The sequence below is a fragment of the Brevundimonas sp. genome, from assembly GCF_029945885.1.
Classification (GTDB): domain Bacteria; phylum Pseudomonadota; class Alphaproteobacteria; order Caulobacterales; family Caulobacteraceae; genus Brevundimonas.
This window is the reverse complement of the sequence record NZ_JAQSDK010000026.1, coordinates 66,684-84,527: the sequence shown is the minus strand read 5'-3', so window position 1 is coordinate 84,527 and position 17,844 is coordinate 66,684. Positions and strand designations below refer to the sequence as shown.

General features: G+C 66.9%; 18 protein-coding genes and 1 pseudogene. 7 read left to right on the top strand and 12 right to left on the bottom strand.

What is annotated here, in order from left to right; translation table 11 throughout:
- From PSV00_RS10255 to PSV00_RS10235, 5 genes are all read right to left on the bottom strand, one after another.
- A complete protein-coding gene (locus PSV00_RS10255) occupies nt 1-480 on the bottom strand; it encodes a DUF883 family protein (protein WP_300446752.1) in 480 nt (159 codons plus the stop codon).
- Nucleotides 481-535: 55 nt separating this feature from the next.
- On the bottom strand, nt 536-1,141 hold the full coding sequence (locus tag PSV00_RS10250; RefSeq protein ID WP_300446750.1) for a hypothetical protein: 606 nt from the start codon (nt 1,139-1,141) through the stop codon (nt 536-538).
- Nucleotides 1,142-1,248: 107 nt separating this feature from the next.
- Nucleotides 1,249-4,536 carry an efflux RND transporter permease subunit gene (locus tag PSV00_RS10245; protein ID WP_300446748.1) on the bottom strand — a complete coding sequence of 1,096 codons (3,288 nt, stop codon included), beginning with the start codon at nt 4,534-4,536 and terminating at the stop codon, nt 1,249-1,251.
- Nucleotides 4,533-5,627, bottom strand: coding sequence for an efflux RND transporter periplasmic adaptor subunit (locus tag PSV00_RS10240; RefSeq protein WP_300446746.1), 1,095 nt, complete (start codon nt 5,625-5,627; stop codon nt 4,533-4,535). Before PSV00_RS10240 ends, PSV00_RS10245 begins: the two co-directional genes overlap by 4 nt.
- A complete protein-coding gene (locus PSV00_RS10235) occupies nt 5,617-6,210 on the bottom strand; it encodes a helix-turn-helix domain-containing protein (protein WP_300446744.1) in 594 nt (197 codons plus the stop codon). The genes PSV00_RS10240 and PSV00_RS10235 overlap by 11 nt, the downstream gene beginning before the upstream one ends.
- Before the next feature lie 183 nt (nt 6,211-6,393).
- On the opposite strand from PSV00_RS10235, the gene PSV00_RS10230 reads away from it, so the two are divergent.
- On the top strand, nt 6,394-7,812 hold the full coding sequence (locus tag PSV00_RS10230; RefSeq protein WP_300446742.1) for an efflux transporter outer membrane subunit: 1,419 nt from the start codon (nt 6,394-6,396) through the stop codon (nt 7,810-7,812).
- Nucleotides 7,813-7,967: 155 nt separating this feature from the next.
- On the opposite strand, the pseudogene PSV00_RS10225 reads toward PSV00_RS10230, so the two are convergent.
- From PSV00_RS10225 to PSV00_RS10205, 5 genes and pseudogenes are all read right to left on the bottom strand, one after another.
- Nucleotides 7,968-8,433, bottom strand: a pseudogene (locus PSV00_RS10225) (tryptophan 7-halogenase); the annotation flags it as partial.
- Between the two features lie 318 nt (nt 8,434-8,751).
- Complete coding sequence (locus PSV00_RS10220) at nt 8,752-9,792, bottom strand: hypothetical protein (protein ID WP_300446739.1); 1,041 nt, start codon at nt 9,790-9,792, stop codon at nt 8,752-8,754.
- Nucleotides 9,793-9,807: 15 nt separating this feature from the next.
- Nucleotides 9,808-10,647 (bottom strand): sterol desaturase family protein, encoded by an 840-nt coding sequence (locus PSV00_RS10215; RefSeq protein ID WP_300446737.1) that lies wholly within the window; start codon nt 10,645-10,647, stop codon nt 9,808-9,810.
- A gap of 2 nt (nt 10,648-10,649) precedes the next feature.
- Nucleotides 10,650-11,090: an EF-hand domain-containing protein gene (locus PSV00_RS10210; RefSeq protein WP_300446734.1), complete on the bottom strand. Its 441-nt coding sequence runs from the start codon at nt 11,088-11,090 to the stop codon at nt 10,650-10,652.
- 95 nt (nt 11,091-11,185) lie between these two features.
- Nucleotides 11,186-11,710: a hypothetical protein gene (locus PSV00_RS10205; RefSeq protein WP_300446732.1), complete on the bottom strand. Its 525-nt coding sequence runs from the start codon at nt 11,708-11,710 to the stop codon at nt 11,186-11,188.
- An 87-nt stretch (nt 11,711-11,797) separates the two neighbouring features.
- On the opposite strand from PSV00_RS10205, the gene PSV00_RS10200 reads away from it, so the two are divergent.
- The 4 genes from PSV00_RS10200 to PSV00_RS10185 all read left to right on the top strand — a co-directional run bounded on the left by PSV00_RS10200 (nt 11,798) and on the right by PSV00_RS10185 (nt 15,004).
- Nucleotides 11,798-12,571: a response regulator gene (locus tag PSV00_RS10200; RefSeq protein ID WP_366944651.1), complete on the top strand. Its 774-nt coding sequence runs from the start codon at nt 11,798-11,800 to the stop codon at nt 12,569-12,571.
- A complete protein-coding gene (locus PSV00_RS10195) occupies nt 12,568-13,917 on the top strand; it encodes a HAMP domain-containing sensor histidine kinase (RefSeq protein WP_300446730.1) in 1,350 nt (449 codons plus the stop codon). The genes PSV00_RS10200 and PSV00_RS10195 overlap by 4 nt, the downstream gene beginning before the upstream one ends.
- Nucleotides 13,918-14,085: 168 nt before the next feature.
- Nucleotides 14,086-14,547, top strand: coding sequence for a MarR family transcriptional regulator (locus PSV00_RS10190; RefSeq protein WP_300446729.1), 462 nt, complete (start codon nt 14,086-14,088; stop codon nt 14,545-14,547).
- 1 nt (nt 14,548) lies between these two features.
- Nucleotides 14,549-15,004 (top strand): DUF1772 domain-containing protein, encoded by a 456-nt coding sequence (locus PSV00_RS10185; RefSeq protein WP_300446728.1) that lies wholly within the window; start codon nt 14,549-14,551, stop codon nt 15,002-15,004.
- A gap of 135 nt (nt 15,005-15,139) precedes the next feature.
- On the opposite strand, the gene PSV00_RS10180 is transcribed toward PSV00_RS10185, so the two are convergent.
- Together PSV00_RS10180 and PSV00_RS10175 are read right to left on the bottom strand one after the other, a co-directional pair.
- Nucleotides 15,140-15,439, bottom strand: a complete 300-nt coding sequence (locus PSV00_RS10180; protein ID WP_300446726.1) for a toxin-antitoxin system, antitoxin component — start codon at nt 15,437-15,439, stop codon at nt 15,140-15,142.
- A gap of 194 nt (nt 15,440-15,633) precedes the next feature.
- Nucleotides 15,634-15,876 (bottom strand): helix-turn-helix transcriptional regulator, encoded by a 243-nt coding sequence (locus PSV00_RS10175; protein ID WP_300446724.1) that lies wholly within the window; start codon nt 15,874-15,876, stop codon nt 15,634-15,636.
- Between the two features lie 482 nt (nt 15,877-16,358).
- Between PSV00_RS10175 and PSV00_RS10170 the strand changes: the two genes are divergently transcribed.
- Together PSV00_RS10170 and PSV00_RS10165 are read left to right on the top strand one after the other, a co-directional pair.
- Nucleotides 16,359-16,841, top strand: coding sequence for an RNA polymerase sigma factor (locus tag PSV00_RS10170; RefSeq protein ID WP_300446722.1), 483 nt, complete (start codon nt 16,359-16,361; stop codon nt 16,839-16,841).
- 10 nt (nt 16,842-16,851) lie between these two features.
- Nucleotides 16,852-17,835, top strand: a complete 984-nt coding sequence (locus PSV00_RS10165) for a FecR domain-containing protein (protein WP_300446720.1) — start codon at nt 16,852-16,854, stop codon at nt 17,833-17,835.
- Nucleotides 17,836-17,844: the final 9 nt, after the last annotated feature.

The following is a 17,844-nucleotide window of genomic DNA, read 5'->3' as shown; positions in this document are numbered from 1 at the left end:
CTACTCGTTGATAAGATCTTTGGCCTTCCTGGCCATTTCTCCCACTGCATCTAATGCTTTGACAGCCGTCTCTCTGGCTGCCGCCGCCGCTTTCTGAGCCGCATCTCTCGCGGCTTCAGCAGCGTGCTTCGCGGCGTCCTTGCCAAACTCGGCCGCCTTTTGGACTGCTTCCTCGGCCTTCTGCGCCGCCTCCCCGGCAGCTTCAGAAGCCTTGTTGGCGGCTTCCGAGGTTACCAACGCTGACGCAACCACGGCTGCGCGGAAGGTTTCTGTAGTCGCGTCCACAAGCGTCGTTTCCGCCTCGGCAAGTCGATCCTGGGCCGCCTTCAGGTTTGCCTGAAGGCGGGCGCGCAAGTCTGCGACCTTCTCTTCCGCTTGATCGGCGGTGGCGTGCACAAGCGCCTCGGCATCGGCGACGATGAGCTTCACATCAGCGATCAGTTTATCTTGGATCGTGGTGGGCCGGTTGGATTCAGACATGGGAAACCTCTCGATCAGCGATTTAAGGAAAAGTATAGATTTCTACGTGGCCTCTTCACCCAGCCTTGGCCGGTTCCTCTTTGGCGGCTTCCTCGGCCTTTCGAGCCGCTTCCCCGGCGGCCAGGGCCGCCTTATCGGCGGCTTCGACGGCCTTTCGGGCGGCCTCCCTTGCCGCGGCCACAGTCTGGGCTGAGGCGTTCAGCCGGGCCTCAGCCGCTGTCCTGGCCGCGTCCGTCGTCCGGGCGGAAGCTTCCTGAGCCGCGGTCGCCGCTCTCCCCGCCGCCTCGGATGCGGCTTGGGCGGCGACTCTGGACTCCGCGCCCGCCTGGCGGTGGGCTTCTTCCGACTGACGGGCGGCAAGCGCGGCGGCGGTCTGCGCTTCCTCGGCCGCCTGCACCGCCGCGGCCCATGCTTCCGAGGAAGCTTCGCTCACCGCCTTGCGCGTCCTTTCGGCATTGCGTGTCGCTGTCTCAACAGCCGCCTGCGCCGCCGTTCGCGCCTCCTCCACAGCCACCCTAGCGGTCGCCGCCGCGTCCTGGACCTCGCCTCTCGCGGCGTCCGCCGCCTGCTTGGCGGACTCCTCGGGATTTTGGGCTTGGCAACCGGCGCTTGCGAACACGCCAGACATCGCTGAAACGAACAGCAGCTTCTTGAGCGTCATGGGCCAGTATCCTCAATGAGTTCAGGCTTTTCGTGACAGGTTTCGTCGTCGTGGTCTTTGCGCCAAATCAAATCGGGCTGAGACGGGGCGTCTTACCCGCCCACGGTTCATTCACCGATCGCCGCACCCTTCGGACCTCGCGTCGCGCTCAACTGGTAGAGAATGGGGACAACGAACACCGTCAGGGCCGTGGACACGAGCGTTCCGAAGATCAGCGAAATGGCGAGACCGCCGAAGACGGGATCGCTCACCATGATCGCCGACCCAAGGACGATGGCGAGGGTCGTCAGGATGATCGGGCGCAGCCGGACGGCGCCGGCCATTCGGACCGCCTCGTCCAGCGCCATGCCCTGCTTCAAATTCTCCTCGATGAAGTCGATAATCAGCAGCGAGTTGCGGATCACCACACCCGACAACGCTATGATGCCGACGATGGACGTGGCCGAGAAGTCGACCCCAAGGATCCAATGGCCCGGAAAGATCCCGATGATCCCGAGCGGAACGGAGGACATGGCGATCATCGGAATCAGGAATGACCGATAGTAGGCCACCAGCAACAGATAGACCGCCGTCAGGGCGACGCCCAGGGCGACGATCATGTCGCGATAGATATCGAGGGTCATGCGCATCTCGCCATCCCACAGCAATTGATAGCCGTCGATGGTGTCGGGCGCCCGGGGGTTGAAACTCAGGTTGCCGGTCGTAAGCGGCTGCCCGTCGGGCCCGTTGATGCCGGAAAGGCGCCGGTTCAGATCGAGAACGGCATAGAGCGGTACGCTTTGCGACAACTCGCCCCCGACAAAGGCGACGCGTTCGTTATCCTTGCGCTGGATCGGCCGATCGGCGGTCGAAGATGAGACTTTCACCAGCTCGGACAAGGCCACGGGCTGACCCGACGTGTTGTTCACGAACAGGCCGTCCAGTTTTGTCGGATCGACGGCGTGTCGACGCGGGACATAGGCGCGAATATCGACCGGGTTGCGCTCGTCGGCCGGGTGCGCCCGCCCGACCAGGTCACCGCCATAGACGAGCCGCAGCAACTCGGCGATCTGCGCCACAGAAACGCCCGAGAGGGCGGCCTTTTCCCTGTCGGGCACCAGCACCCGCTCGACCACGTCGACAGGTTCGGTGTTCGAGATGTCCACCATGTCGAACGTCATGGCGAACTCCGTCTCGACCTTGGTCGACAGGCGCCTCAGTCCCTCGGACTCTGGTCCGTATATCTCGGCCAGCACCGTCGCGCGCACCGGCGGCCCTGGAGGATCCTCGACCAGACGGACGCGCGCACCAGGGTAGCTGGCCCGGATCTCGTCCACCTTCGGCCGCATCGCCCGCACGATCTCGATGGAGCTCAGGCGCCGTGCATGCTTGTCGACGAGATTGACCCGGATCTCGGCGACATTGCCGCCCCGCCGGTCGGCGGTGCCCTGCAGCAGACCGTTGAAGTCGACGACCCCCGATTGTCCGATCCAGCTTTGATAGTTGGAGACGTTCGGATTTGTGGAGAGCAAGCGGCCGATTTCACGGACCATCCGGTCGGTTTCCTCGACGGGGGTGGTTTCCGCCATGCTGATGACGATGTTGAAGGTGTTCTTGTTGTCCTTCGGCATGAAGCCGAGCGCGACACCGAGCGGCGAGACCGCGCCGCTGACGCCGGAAGGGCGGATGAACTGCCAGGCGCCCTGGAGCGACGAAGCGAGGATCAAGGCGAAGATGGCCAAGGCCAGCCCCCGACGAGCGCGCCGACTGAATTGGAGCGGACCGATCAGGCGCAGATAGAGGCGCTGCATCCAGTCGCGACGACCATGGCCGTGGCCATCGTCGGGCTCGTCATGGTCGGCGGCGGGATGACGACGGAGCCAGCGATTGGCCGCCCATGGCGTCACGATATAGGCCACGACGATCGAACCGGCCATGGCGATGGGGACGTTGTAGGCGACGGGATAGAAATAGTCCCCCGCCATGCCCGTCACGAGGAAGAGCGACCCGAACACCAGCATCACCGCCAAGGTGGCTAGATTGGTCGCGTTGCCAATCTCGTTGGTGGCCAGGATCGTCGCCTGTTGCTTGGTCAAGGATGAGGCGGAGTTATAGTGCCGGTGAATGTTCTCGATGACGACGATGGCCGCGTCGACCAGCAGGCCAAGGGCAAGGATGAGGGCAAAGAGCGTCACCCGGTTGATGGTGACGCCGCCGAAATAGTCCGCGGCGAGCGTGATCGAGAAGATCAGCGGCACGGTCAGCGTCACGATCAGCGCTTCACGCCAGCCAAGGAACAGCACCATGATCAGGCTCACCGTGAACAACGCGATGGCCAGATGCTCGATCAGGACATTGACGGCGGCGTCGGCCTTCTTCCCGTCATCGCGGGTCACGACGACATGGATACCCTTCGGCACAAAGGATTGCTGCATCCGATCTATTCGATCGACGACACTCCTGGAGACGAGAACCGCATTGGCGCCCTTCTTCTTGGCGACGGCGATGGTCACCGCCGGCATTTCCCCCGTGCCCGCATGTTGGGCGCGCGCGTCGGCGGAACCGAAGGCGAACCGGCTCTGCGCCGTGATCTCGATGGGGGGGCCGTCGGTGACGATGGCGACGTCGCGCACATAGACCGGGCGGCCGGCGTGGACCCCGACGACCAGATCGCGCACGTCATCGACAGACGAGAACGCGCCGCGTAGCTGGACCGTCTCGACCTTGCCGTTGCGCAGCGGCCCGGATAGCGGTGTGGACAGGTTGTTGGCGGTGATGGCCGCATAGGCTTGCGGCAGCGCGATGGAGAAGGCGACAAGCCGTTCAGGATCGAAGGCGACGCCGATCTCCCGGTCACGGCCTCCGCGAACGCTGACGACGGAAACATTGGGCAGGCTTCGCAGACGCTCAGCCATACGATCGGCGACGCGCTTGAGCCCATAGTCATCATAGGCGTTGGACGCGAGCGTGACGGTGACGACCGGAACGTCGTCGGCATCCACCGCCCGGATCGTCGGAATCCCGGCGCCCGCCGGTAGGCGTTCGCGGTTCGCCATCACTCGATTGTAGAGTTTGACGAGGGAATCCTCCGGGGATTCCCCGACCTTAAACTGAACCTGCACCGCGCCCAGTGAATTGCGCGCGACACCGTATGTATGGTCCACGCCGGACATCTCGCTGAGAATGCCTTCGAGAGGACCGACAATCAGCTGATCCACCTCTCGCGCCGAAGCACCCGGCAGCGCGACGGTGACAACCGCGCCGGGGACGACGATTTGCGGGTTCTCTTCGCGCGGTGTCAGCACAACGGCGAAGACGCCAGCCATCAGGACGCCGACGATGAAGACGATCGTCAACTTGGATGTGATGAAGGTGCTGGCCAGCCGCCCCGCCAGATTCAGCCGAGGAACACTCATCGCGTTCGCGGCCCTTGAACCAATCTCGCGCCGTCACGCACAGAAGCATCGGCGCGAGCCAGGATCGTCTCGCCGCCCACCAGGCCCGAGGCGATCTCGACGTATCCGTCCGCCTCCCTGCCCGTCCGCAACCACCGGAAGGCGACGCGGCCGTCCTTTCCAACCACGAAAACACCGGTCAGTCCCCCGCGCTCGACGATGGCGCTGGCCGGGACCCGCGGCGATTGCCTTCGGCCGGTCACGAGCCGGGCGCGGCCGAACATGCCCGGCATGAGACCGGGGTCCGGCGGCAGTGCGATATCCACCTCATAGCGCCGCGTTGTGGTATCGCCCGACGGTACGATGCCGCGAACGACGCCGCTCAGGGTGCGGTCGCCCAAGCCGTCGAGGCGCACCTCGATGGGCGTGCCGACGGCAATGCGCCGGACATCGGCTTCCGGCACAAACATCTTGAACAGCAGGCGGCGACGCGCCTCGACGGTGACGAGCGTGCGCCCGGGCGTCGCCAACTCTCCGGCTTGTCCGGGCCGGGCGACAATGACCCCGTCGATCGGGCTGGCGATCGTGACATAAGGCCGCTGGGCCTCGGCGGCGCCAAGCGCGGCCTGCGCCCTGGCGACCGTCGAGCGCGCGACGTCACGCCGCAAGCTGGTGCCACGGAACACATCTCTCGATATCGCACCCGTCTGCGCCAGAGGTTCCTGAGCGACGACATCCTCTTCGGCGTGGGCAAGGTCGGCCTGGGCGGCTGAAAGGCCGGCGCGCGCTTGTCGTATCGCTTCATCGATCTCTCTGGCGTCGATCCGCGCCAGCACCTGGCCTCGCCGAACGGATTGGCCTTCATGAACGGCGATCAGGAGCACATAACCGGTGACGCGCGAGGAAATATCGACCCTGTCGTCCGATGTGACGGTGCCGGGAATGGCGTCGAAATCGGGCAGATCGGCGCGCTGGACCACAGTGGTCGGCAGCCGCACCGTCGGCGGCTCCCGATCGACCGCTTCCCCGTGTTCTCCGCAACCGGCCAGCATCGTCAGCACCAGGCCAAGCGCCGGCAAGGTCCGCCTCTTCGCATGATCCCTAAAGGGCATCGGATTGGTCCTTGAGCGCGCGCTGCAGGGTGGAGAGAACATGTGCGGCGATGATTTTCGGATCGGCGTGATCAGCGTGGCCGCTGGACAGATATGGAAGAATGCGCGCCATCTGGACGTGCCCGATGATGAGGGCGATGACGGACGCCGTCGTCAGGGCTGAGTTCTTGCCGGGCGAATAGGCTGAGACGATCCCGTCAATCAGCGAGAACGGCTTGTCGAAGACCGCTCTCGAGAGGCGCGCGACTCTTTCCACATCGCCGTCGATCAACTCGCGCAGCATCAGTTGAGTAAATATCAGATCATTGAACAAGAGCGTCACGAACCACTCAACAAAAACCCGCAACTGATATTCCGGAGAAGAAGTCGTTTTGAACAAATCATCCAGCGGTGACATTCTGGTAACCAGGACATGCGCGAGCGTATCCTCGACCAGCTGTGCCTTGTCTCGAAAATGATAGTATAGGTTAGCCTGTGTCATCGATACTTCGGCGGCGACGTCACGCATGGAGACGGCGGAATAACCGTCCGCCGCATAGAGCCGAGCGGCGGCATCGAGAATTGCGGTACGCGTGTCGGTCAATCCGACATCCCCTTGTTGAACGGCCGTTAAGTCGATAACTATCTGCCCGTCACAGCGTTGTCTAGGCCGCAGATTCGGTGTCGTCAGATTGGCTGGCGGTCCCGAGCCGAACCGAAGCCGGGATGTGACGCCGTTCAGCGGACCTCGCGCGCAAGTGTGCGGTCGCCAAGCAAAGAGATGCCCATGCGCACCTATTGGCTCTTCGCCCTGCTTCCTGTGCTGTCCGCCTGCACGGTCGGTCCCGACTATGTCGGCCCGCCGGGGATTTCATCCCGCTTCGTGCGCATGGGGGACACCGCCGTCATCGCAACGCCTCTCGTTGCCCGGTGGTGGGAGACGCTGGATGACCCTATCCTTGACGGAATTGAAGAGCGGGCGCTGCGGGCAAATCCGAATATGGCGGCTTCCCAGGCCCGCTTGCGTCAAGCGCGCGCCATGCTGCGGATCGAGCGAGCCAACGCGGCGCCGAACGTCGCCGCCGGTGCGCTGGCTGGCCATGGCCGCGTGCCGGAGAGCGGCTCCAGCGCTGCCGGCGCCATGATCCCGGCTCTGGTCGGAACCGGGGAGAATTCCTTTGATCTATATACCGCCGCCTTCGACGCCAGCTGGGAGATCGACCTGTTCGGCGGGAGGCGGCGCAGCATCGAAGCCGCGACAGCGACCGCGCAAGCCACAGAGGCCACTTTGGCTGACGCGCAGGTGAGCCTGACCGCCGAGGTCGCCCATGCCTATATCGGCCTTCGAGCCACACAGACGCGGATCGCGTTGGCGCGACGGTCGGTGGAACTCCAGCAGCAGATGCTCGACCTCACGCGCCAGCAGTTCGAAAGGGGCGTCGCTTCCGCGCTCGATGTCGAACGGCTCAGCATGCAGTTCGAGACCGCCAATGCCAGGGTGGCGCCACTCGTGGCCCAGGCCGAGGGCTATATGAACGCCCTCGCCTTGCTCTGCGGAGAGCAGCCGGGCGCCCTTGATGCAATGCTCGATCCGCCCCGGCCGGCGCCGCTGCCGCCCGCCGCCGTTGCCATCGGCGATCCGGAAGCCATGCTCAGGCGGAGGCCCGACGTGCGCGCCGCTGAACGCCGGCTCGCCGCCGATACCGCTCGGATCGGGGTCGCGGAAGCCGCCAGGTTCCCGCGGCTCAGCTGGATGGGCGTGATCGGGATCGGCGGTACGCAACCTTCCGACTTGACGCATCTCGATGATTTCGTCGCGTTGGGCGCCCCGACATTGCAGTGGAGCGTGCTGAATTTTGGTCGTGTGCAAGGGCAGATCAGGCAGCGCGAATCGGCGCGAGACGAAGCCGAAGCCCTGTATGACGCGGCGGTCCTCGGGGCGTTACGAGACACGGAAGATGCCTTGGCGCGGTTCCGAGCCAGTCGTGCAACCGTCGCGATTCTCGCGCGGGCGAAGGCGTCGGCCGACCGATCAGCCAATTTGACGCAGCAGAATTACCGAGCCGGCAAGGTGTCGCGCATCGATGCGCTCGGCGCAGAGCGGCAGCGGATCGATGCTGAGGACGGTCTCTCCGCGGCCACGGCCGGTTTGACCGCAGACTATGTTGCGCTTCAGAAGGCGCTGGGCCTCGGATGGCTCGGCTGAAGCGAATCGACCACTTGAGATGGGCGAAGCTGATCATGGCGAAGCCTCGAGCCGAGAGCCGAGGATGACCTGAGAACGGGCCGGAGCCGATTCACGGACCAATGATCGTCCACATCACTGAGACCCTGTGTGTGGGTCCCGACGCCGATCCACACGCGCAGGGTGTCGGGCGCCTCCATGTCGCGGCAGTAGCGCCAGAAGGCCGAGTCGTCCCGCGCCGTGGCTTGTAGTGCAGGATGAAGTCGCGGACCCGCTCGTACTCGAAGTCGGTCTGGCCGTTAAACTCGGCGATGGTGGCGGGGTCGAAACCGGCGTCGGGCAGCAGCCGGACCATGCGGATGATGGCCGACTGGATCAGGTGAATGCTGACTCGAACGGCTCTAGGAAGCCGGCGGCGAGGCCGATGGCCACGCAGTTCCTGTTCCAGCCCTGCTTGCGCTTACCGGGCCGGAAGCGGAGCCGGTTCGGCTCGGCCAGCTGCTCGCCCTCGAGGTTCGCGAGCAGGACCCGTTCTGCCTCGTCATCCTCGATATGGGCGCTGGAATAGACGTGGCCTTTGCCGGTGCGGTGTTGCAGCGGAATGCGCCACGGCCATCCCGTCTCGCGGGCGGTCGCGCGAGTCGCGTCTGTTGCCGAGGTCAATATCCTGGCCAAGAGCAACGACCTTCCGATCAGCACCGCATACGGCCGTTGAGACCGATCCCGGACCGAAGTCGAGACCAGCGCGTGGACCGAGACAGATCGTCCGCCGCCTGGTGCCGGCCTGGCCGGCATCGTGCACCGGTCCAGCGGTCGGGTGATCAATCGCTGGACGATGGAGTGAACCGGATTCGACCCGTGGCTCGGCTCCAACGATGCTGGATGTGTCCGCCCCGCTGCGCCGCGGGATCTTCGCCAGCAGAGTTGAGCCCGATCGGGCAACAACGTGAAGATCGGAACTCAGCCATCCGGATCGCACCGGGGAGCCTTGACCTCGGCGTGCGCGACGTCGGCCACACTCCGGGGCAGCTCGCACAGGGCGTTCTGAGCATCGACGTCGCCCAACAAATGCGCGCGCCAGAACATCAAGGACTCGCGCACGATCGCCCCGGTCTGCGCCGTCTGGGTCGACGTCATCCCTCGCCTCGCCTGCACCCTTCCGCCAAAGATCTGATGATCACCGCCGGTCAGGACAACCAGGTACTGATCGGCGCCCGTGATGGTGCGGAACGGAAGCGTTCGCCCTTCCGGGGTGTCCTCCAGATCGAACGGCGTCCGATCCTCCGTGCCGGTGAAATGCAGGATCGGCGTCCGGATTCCGGCCAGGGCCGTACCGGGATCCTGGTTCCGCGGGGCGTTGGGGCTGTAAACAATCCCGGCGTCGATCCGGGGATCCCGGAACGGGCCTGGTGCGCCGTCGGATGAGCCCTGACCCAGCACGACCAGCGTGGTCAGGGCCCCGTATGAATGACCGGACATGCCCAGCCGCATGAGATCGAACCGGCCGGCGAAGCGTCCGCTGGCGTTCTCGGCCTCAAGCCGGTCGATCACGAAGCGGACGTCGCCGAAGCGCGCCACGGCGCCGGCGCGGGCGCCGGGACCGCGCGTGAGCCGCGCCAACGCCTGGCGGCCTTCGCCGGGTCGGAGGTCCGCGAGAATGGATTCATCGGTTCCGGGGTGCTGGATCGAGACCGCCGCAAAGCCGGCCTCGGCCAGGGCCTCCAGAAGGAAGCCGGCGGCCTCTCGCGAACCGCCGAGGCCATGAGAGAACAGCACCACCGGCGCCGGCCCGGACCCTGAAGGCAGGTAGAGCTTGTAGGGAACGGTCCGGTCCCGCGCGTCGTCGCGCCATTCGCCATCGATCACCTCGACGGACGCGGGGTCCGGGAGCCGCCCGGCCTCGACGACCACGGAGCCGGCGCCGACCGGCGACGCCATCGCCAGGGCCAGGCCGGCGGCGAGCGCCACGCCAATTCCGCGAAGGCTGTTTGCATCGGTCATACGTCGGTCTCCCTATCAGACATGATGATGCCCCTCCGGACGCTTCCCGGGATAGCCCAGCGCCACGCGAACGGCGGACACGGGTCCGCCCGCCCGCGTCATGTCGCCCAGCAGCCGGCCCCATTCGTGGAAGGCGATGCGGACCGGATTGTTGCTGCCGACCGGTTCGGTCAGGCCGTAGCGGCACGGCTCCTCGGGCCGCTCGCGCGCATAGGTGCCGAACAGTCGATCGAAGACGATGAGCACCCCGCCGTAGTTCCGGTCGAGATAGCTGGCGTTTGAGGAGTGGTGGACGCGGTGCGCCGACGGGGTGTTGAAGATCCACTCCAGGGGCCCCAGTCGAGGCGGCAACTCGCTGTGCAGGAAGAACTGGAAGCGCAGGTTGAAGGCCAGCACCGCCGCGACAGCGGCGGGGTGCCAGCCGAGCGCCGGCAGCGGCAGGAAGAACAGCCAGAGCCCGGAGATCGAGCCGGTCCATCCGAGACGGAAGGCGGCCGGCAGGGTCAGTTCCTCGGCCGAATGATGCACGCTGTGGCTGGCCCAGAGCCAGCGCACCTCGTGGCTGAGGCGATGCTGCCAATAGTAGAGAAACTCGAAAAGCAGGAAGAGCGCGGCCCAAGACCAGGCCGAGTCCAGCGGCTGGCGCAGCGGCGTGGCCGACCAGACGGCCATATAGACCGCCCCGATCCCGATCCCCGCCAGCCCGTTGAACAGGATCTGTCCGCCCGCGACTCCCAGTGTTCCCAGCGCGGCCGACCGGTCATACCCACGACCGGACCGGCGCCGCAGCCAAGCTTCGAGCACGGCGAAGGCCAGCGCCACGCCGAGGAACCACAGGGCGTACTCTCCGCGCATCGTCAGTCGCCCATGCCCATGGAGCGGCCAAAGGCGGCGATTTCGCCCCGCGCGATGTAACCGTCACGGTCGATGTCGGCCGCGGCGAAGCGCTGGCTCCCCAGGACGCGGAACTCGCCGATGTCGATCGCCCGATCGTTGTTGCGATCGATGCTCCGCAGGGCCTGGATCGCCTCGCGGCTCGGCCGCCGGCGTTCGCGCGATCCACCCTCGGGTCGTAGCGCGCGCGCTTCCGACATCGTCAGCCGGCCGTCGTCATTCGCATCTGCCCGGGCGAACAGGGTCTCGCGGGCGGCGTGGAACTCGGCCGGCGACAGCAGGCCGTCGTTGTTGAGGTCGGCGCGCCCGAACAGGGCCTCGACCATGGCGGGCGCGGACTGGGCGGCGGCGGGCGAACCGGCCAAGAGTAGGGCGAGCGCGGCGAACGGAACAAGGGTCTGCATCGGTTTTCTCTCTGAAAAGGCGCCCCGGTCGCCAGGGCGACCGGGGCATCGGGCGGACGTCGCGGCGGGTGAAGCGCCGCCCGAAACGGGAAAGGTCAATCCGGGCGGGTGCGGACGACAGTGCTGGAGGAGGAGGCGCCGCTGTTGGTCGTGACGCCGCGGGTGATCACGGCGCCGTTCTCGTCGCGGTAGACATCGACGTCGCGCTCGTAGCCGTAGCCGCCCGAGGTCTGGACCTCGGAGGAGCGGCTGTAGCCATTCTCGTCCACGGTCACCTGACCGGTGCGGGTCTGGGTGTTCCCGGCCGGGCCGGTGCGGGTCGCGCTGGTGGCATAGCCGTCCTCGGTCGCCACGGTGGTGCGGCTGCGGGAGCTGGACCAGTGCTGGCCATCGACCGTGCCGGACCGCGACACCGAAGTGGAGCCCGGGCTGCGATAGATTTCGGCGCTTCGGCTGGCGCTATGGTTGGGGCCGCTGACGGTGGCCGAGCGGCTTCGCGAGCGGGACTGGGCGTCGGCGCTCTCGGCCGTGACGGCGACGCCGGCGAGGGCGAGAACGGCCGCTGAAGTGGCGACCATCGCGCGTCGGGGCAGGCGGGAGGTTCGTTCGAGGGAGGTCATGGGAGATGCCTTCGGTTGGGACCGGTCTGAACCGGACGCCCTCACCATGCACCCGCCGCCCGCCACGGGTTTTTCACGCCGGCGCCAGTGCGTAACAGCATGTATCCGGCGCTGGTCGCCGTTCCCGTCCTGCGCCAAGCTTCGCGCATGGCCCGGGGCGCGCTCATCTATCTCGTCGAGGACGACCCGGAGATCCGGCGGCTGGTCTGCGACCTGCTGGCGCGGGAGGACTTCCGCTGCGAGGCCGCGCCCGACGCCGCTGCCTTCTGGGCCCTGTACGAGCGGCGGACGCCGGATCTCATCATTCTCGACATCATGATGCCCGGCGAGGACGGCCTGTCGATCTGCCGGCGTCTCCAGAGCCGGAGCCCCGTGCCGGTCCTGATCGCCTCGGCCCGGGGCGAGGCGATGGATCGGGTCGTGGGGCTGGAGGTCGGCGCCGACGACTATCTGGGCAAGCCGTTCGAACCGCGCGAGTTGGTCGCCCGCGTCCGCGCCCTGCTGCGCCGTCGCGAGCGGCCCACAGCGGCGGGATCGCCCCGGATGTACGCTTTCGCGGGGTGGCGTCTCGACCTGGCGACCCGGGCCCTGACCAACCCGGCCGGCGAACCGCTGGAACTGACCGCCGGGGAGTTCGACCTGCTGGCGGCCTTGCTGGGGCGACCCCGGACGATCCTGTCCCGCGACGACCTGATGGACATGCTGAAGGGGCGCGCCGCCGACGTCTTCGACCGGTCGATCGACATCCAGGTTTCGCGCCTGCGCCGAAAGCTCGGCGACGATCCGCGGGAGCCGCGCCTGATCCGCACCGTGCGCAACGCAGGCTATCTGTTCACCCCCGAGGTGGAGGCTCTCCCGTGAAGCAGCGTCTCCCCCTCCCGCTTTCGACGCGGCTCACGCTGGTTGTCGTGATCGTCCTGGCCACCGTCCAGGTCATGGGCCTGATCGGCTTCCTCAATCTTCAGCGCGAGACCGGCGGCGGCTGGCGATTGCCGCTGCCGTCCCGGGTCGCCGCCGCGGCCGATCTGCTCGATCGCACCCCGTCGCGGGAGCGCGACCTGCTGCTGATCGCCATGAACGGCGATCAGACCCGGTTCTTCCTGAGCTCCGGCGTCCCCTCCGGCTACGTGGAACGCCGGGGCATCCGACCGATGGCCTATTCGGCTTATGGCTCGGCGCTCGAGCGACGCACGGTCCGGATCCTCGTTCCCCAAAAGCGGCAAGACCGCTGGCGACCGCTCAGGGATCGGCGCGCACCCGCCTACCCCTTCTCGGTTCAACTGGCCGACGGTCAACGGCTGATCGTGGCCCCAGGACCGCAGCAGCGGCGGCGTGGCCGGATCGCGGTCCTGCTGATCCTCAACTTCACGGTGGGTCTGATCGCATCCCTTCTGGTCTGGCGAACCATCCGCCGCGCCACTCGCCCGTTACAGGTCATCGCCGACGCAGCGGACAGCTTCGCCGCGGACCTGAACGCACCGCCGATGGACGAAGGCGGTTCGGCCGAGGCCCGGCAGGTGGCGCTGGCCTTCAATCGCATGCGCGCCGAAATCCGCCGGCTGATGGCCGAACGGATGCGGATGCTGGCCGCCGCCGCCCACGACGTGAAGACCCTTCTCACCCGTCTGAGGCTGCGCGTCGCCCTGATCGACGACGACGAGCAGCGGGCGCGCGCCGATCGCGACATCGCCCTGATGGCGACCCTCGTGGACGATGTGCTGCTGGTGGCCAAGGGCGAGGAAAAGCCGGCGGTGGTCGCCCCGATGGATATCGTGCCCTTGCTCGCGGACACGGCGCGCGAACGGCGCACCCTCGGGCAGCCGGTGACGCTCGGCGCCATGCCGGACTCCGCCTTGGTGCTGGCTGATCCCCCCGGCTTGCGGAGAGTTCTCGAGAACCTCCTCGAGAATGCGGTGCTGTATGGCGGGGGCGCGGATCTGGAGCTGCATAATGCCGGAACCGTCTGGCGCATCGCGATCGTCGACTATGGGCCAGGCCTTGGGGACGCCTTCGAGCCTGACGCTTTCGAACCCTTCGCCCGGGGCGAGGCGTCGCGGAGTCGGGAGACCGGCGGAGCTGGCCTCGGACTGTCCATCGCCCGCTCTCTGATCAGGCAAATGGGCGGGGAGATTTCTCTGGAGAAGACCCCCGGCGGAGGTTTGACTGTCATCGTCGCGCTGCCGGTTGCGCCCCGCCCGCAGGGTTGAGCTAATGAACGGCGTAGGGGACGTCTGGGGCATGACGGGTGGCCGGGCTATCTGCATCTATGCTGCAGCGTTGTTTTTGACCGCGGCCCGTGGACGGCAAGGACCGAACGTACAGAGGTTCCTACGCGCGCTGTTGACAGTTCGCTGTCATATGGACAGTATGCTGCCATGATGAATGATGCGACGGTTCTCAGCCGCCTGATCTTGACTGCGTTCCGGGCCAACGGGGCCCTGGTTGAGGCAGGCGACGCGTTGGTGCGGGACATCGGCCTAACCAGTGCGCGCTGGCAGGTGCTGGGGGCGCTGGCGGAGCAAGCCGCGCCACGGACGGTTTCACAGATCGCGCGGACCATGGGCCTGACCCGCCAGTCGGTGCAGCGGGTCGCCGACGACCTACGCCTGGCGGGACTGATCGACTTCCTGCCCAATCCCGACCACGCACGGTCGAAACTCATGTCCATGACCCTAGCAGGGCAGAGCGCTTATGCGGAGGCCCTGCGCAGACAGGCTCCTTGGGTCACGGGTCTGGCGGCCGGCCTTTCCCTCGAGGACGTGGCCGCGGCGATCCGCGTCCTGTCGGTCATCGCGGATCGGCTTGACGCCAACCTTCAACCTCCTCTGGAGCTGTGACATGATTGCCTTGACCCTGCTGCTGCCCATCATCCTCAGTTCCCTCTTCGCGGGCGCAGCCCTGTATATCAACGTGGCCGAACAGCCAGCCCGGCTGAGGCTCGACGATCGGGCCCTGCTCGAGCAATGGGTCCCAAGCTACAAGCGCGGCACGCTCATGCAGAGCAATCTGGCCTTGGCATCGGGCGCTGCGGGCGTGCTGGCCTTCTGGCTGAATCCGAACGCGCTGTGGTTGGTGGGCGCGTTCCTTATCGTCGCCAACTGGCCCTTCACGTTCGTTGTCATCATGCCGATCACCCGCCGCCTCGAAGCCGCCGCCATCGATCAGGCCGGGAGCGACACTCGCGCGGCCATCCGCCGGTGGGGCGGCCTCCACGCCGTCCGCACCGGTCTCGGCTTCGCAAGCCTCGCCGTCTACGTTTTGGCCAGCGCCTGGACCTTAATCTCCGACCACTGAACGGCTCAGATGCGGCGATCGACTGTTGCGCAAGATGAAGGCCGAGTTCATCGCCCCCCGCGCCAGCGTCATCGGGCATGCCAGCGCCCGTGGGACACGCCGAACACAACTGGAACTGTCGGCGGTGTTCTGAAGTCAGATGGCACCGCCTCGATCCTCGGCCCGCTCCGTGTCGGAGTGATATCTGGCGGCGTCCAGTCGGACGAAGTGCACGGTTTCGGCTCGCGCTTGCGGTTCGGCGACAAATCCGGCGTCGGCGAAAGCAATGTGTTGGGGCATCAACTGCCCGGATGGATCCGCTCGCCACCATCCGTCCACGGCCGCCGCTTTGGGCAGGATGCCGCCTACGATGCGTTCGATGTCCCGGAACGTCAGGTCCACTTCGGCGCGTTTCTGCCGGCGGAGAAAGGATGTGAGGGGCGCATATTTGGCCATCGATGTGTTTTCCGCCTTCTCCGTGGTGGGTCAAGCCCGACTGGCGAGACCAGTGATAGGCGGTGTAGGATCGTTTGCGGCGGGTTCCGGGAACGATAGGCGCCGATCTTGAGCCAGGGGACGTGAGAACGTCGGCGGCGATCGGCGCCGAAACGCCGGGCTTCCTCACAGAAGTTCCTGGCCCGCCCCCTCCCCTAGCCGGGATCGATGAGTCCCTGCCGGACCGCGGCGGCCACCGCCTCGATGCGGGTCCGGACGCGGAATTTGGCGCAGACCTTCTCGATGTAGCTATCCACCGTGCGTGGCGACAGCGAGAGAATCGTCCCGATGTCGGCGGAGCTCTTTCCCAGGCTCGCCCATTGCAGACATTCCTGTTCCCGCGGGCTGAGAGTGACTTCGGGCTTCGCCGGATCCGGTTCGGTTGACAGCGCGTCCATACTCACACCGCAGGTTGTCAAGCCTCCTTGCGTAGCCGCGGCCGCCCGACTTCGGCAACGTCGATGTTTTGCGGGCTGGCCGCAGATTTATTGCGGCGGGCCTCGCCGCCGGGTGGGTTGAACCGCTGCGATGCGGCCCCTACAGGCGTCCGGTCGGGCGCCGTGAGACAGGCGCGCAGCCGGAGCCGGGGTTCGCCCCAGGGCGGAGGCGGCGCTGCGCGCTGAAGTAGCGGGCCTCGTTTCGCAGAGGATTCCAACGCCCGACCCCTCCGCCTTGCGTCGCGATTCCGTTTGATTCATGGTGGGGCGTCGGCGCTTGCGCCGGCAGGGGCCTGGAATCCCCTGTGCGAAGTCAAACACAACGACGCGCGCCCACGCGCCTGTCGCCAGCGGCGGTCCGATCCTGCGCACGCCCGCGCCGGGTCGGCGCCGACCCCTCGCGCCTGAGGATTCCGGTTCTGCCCCTCGGACGGAGAGGCGTGTTGACCGACACCAGGCAGCTGGACCCGGAAGCGGCGGAGGGGCTGAACAGCCTCTATCGCCGCTATGCGGGCTGGCTCGACGGCCGGCTCAGGGCCCACGTCGATGCGGACCGCGCCGCCGATGTGGTCCAGGACACCTATCTGCGCGCCGCGCCCTACCGGATCGGCGACATCCGCCACCCGCGGGCCTTCCTGCTGCGAATCGCCATGAACCTCGTGCGGGACGAAAGCCGCCGCGCTAGGCGACAGGCCCCGGCGGCCGAGCCCCCGGCTCTGGCCGAGGCCGCGTCCCAGGCAGACCAGTTGCTACTGAAGCAGATCGTGCTGACCATGCCGCCCCTTTACCGGGACGTCTTCGTCCTGAGCCGCTTTGGCGGTATGACCTATGCGGAGATCGCCGCCGCGCGCGGGCTCAACGTCAAGACCGTCGAATGGCGGATGTCGAAGGCGCTCGAGCACTGCGTGGCGCGACTGGACGATTAGGCAGGGTATGATGACGGTCGACGACGACCTCGACATCCGGCGGCGGGAAGCCGCCGCCTGGTTCACGCGGCTGAGCCAGCGCCGGGTGTCGACGAACGACGTCAAGGCATTCAGCGCCTGGCGGCGGGACCCCGACAACGCCCGGGCCTACGACCGGGTGGAATCCGTCTGGGAGTCGAGCCGCGAGCTTGCCGGCGACGCCGACATGACCGCGCTGACGACCGAGGCCCTGGGCCGGACGCGTCCCTCGCGGGCGCGGGTCTCCGCCGCGGGCCTGCTCAAACCCTTCGCCGGTCTCGCCGCCGCCCTCATCATCGTGGCCGCGGCGGGGATGTGGATGGTCAACCGTCCGCTCGCCTATGCGACGGAGGTCGGCGAATTGCGGACCATCCAGCTTGAAGACGGGTCAAGGCTGACCCTGGACACGGACACCCGCGTCCAGGTCCGGCTGGGCGCCGGCCTGCGGTCGGTCACCCTGGTGCGGGGGCAGGCCCTGTTTGACGTCAAGGGAGACCCGAACCGTCCCTTCGTCGTCGCGGCGGGCGACACCCGGGTCACGGCGATCGGCACCCGCTTCGAGGTGCGGCGGGTCGGCGACGGCGCCCGCGTGGTCCTTGTCGAGGGACGCGTCAAGGTCGGCGATCAGCGCGCGCCCCGCGGCGACTGGACCCTGAAGCCCGGCGAACAGGTCGTCACCACCGCCGACCGTCCCGAGGTCACGCCGGTCGACGCCACGCGCGCGACCAGCTGGACCACCGGCCGTCTCGTCTTCGACGGCGTGCCCATACGGACGGCCGTGGCGGAGGTCAATCGCTACAGCGCGCGCAAGGTGGAGCTCCAGGCGCCGAATATCGCCGACATAGCGGTTAGCGGCGCCTTCGACGCCGGCGATGTCGACGGCTTCGTCGCCGCCCTCGAGGATCTCTATCCGGTCGCCGCCGAACGTCGGGCGGACGGCACGGTGATCCTGTCGGGTTCGTCCCCGCCAAAATAATCCGCCTAC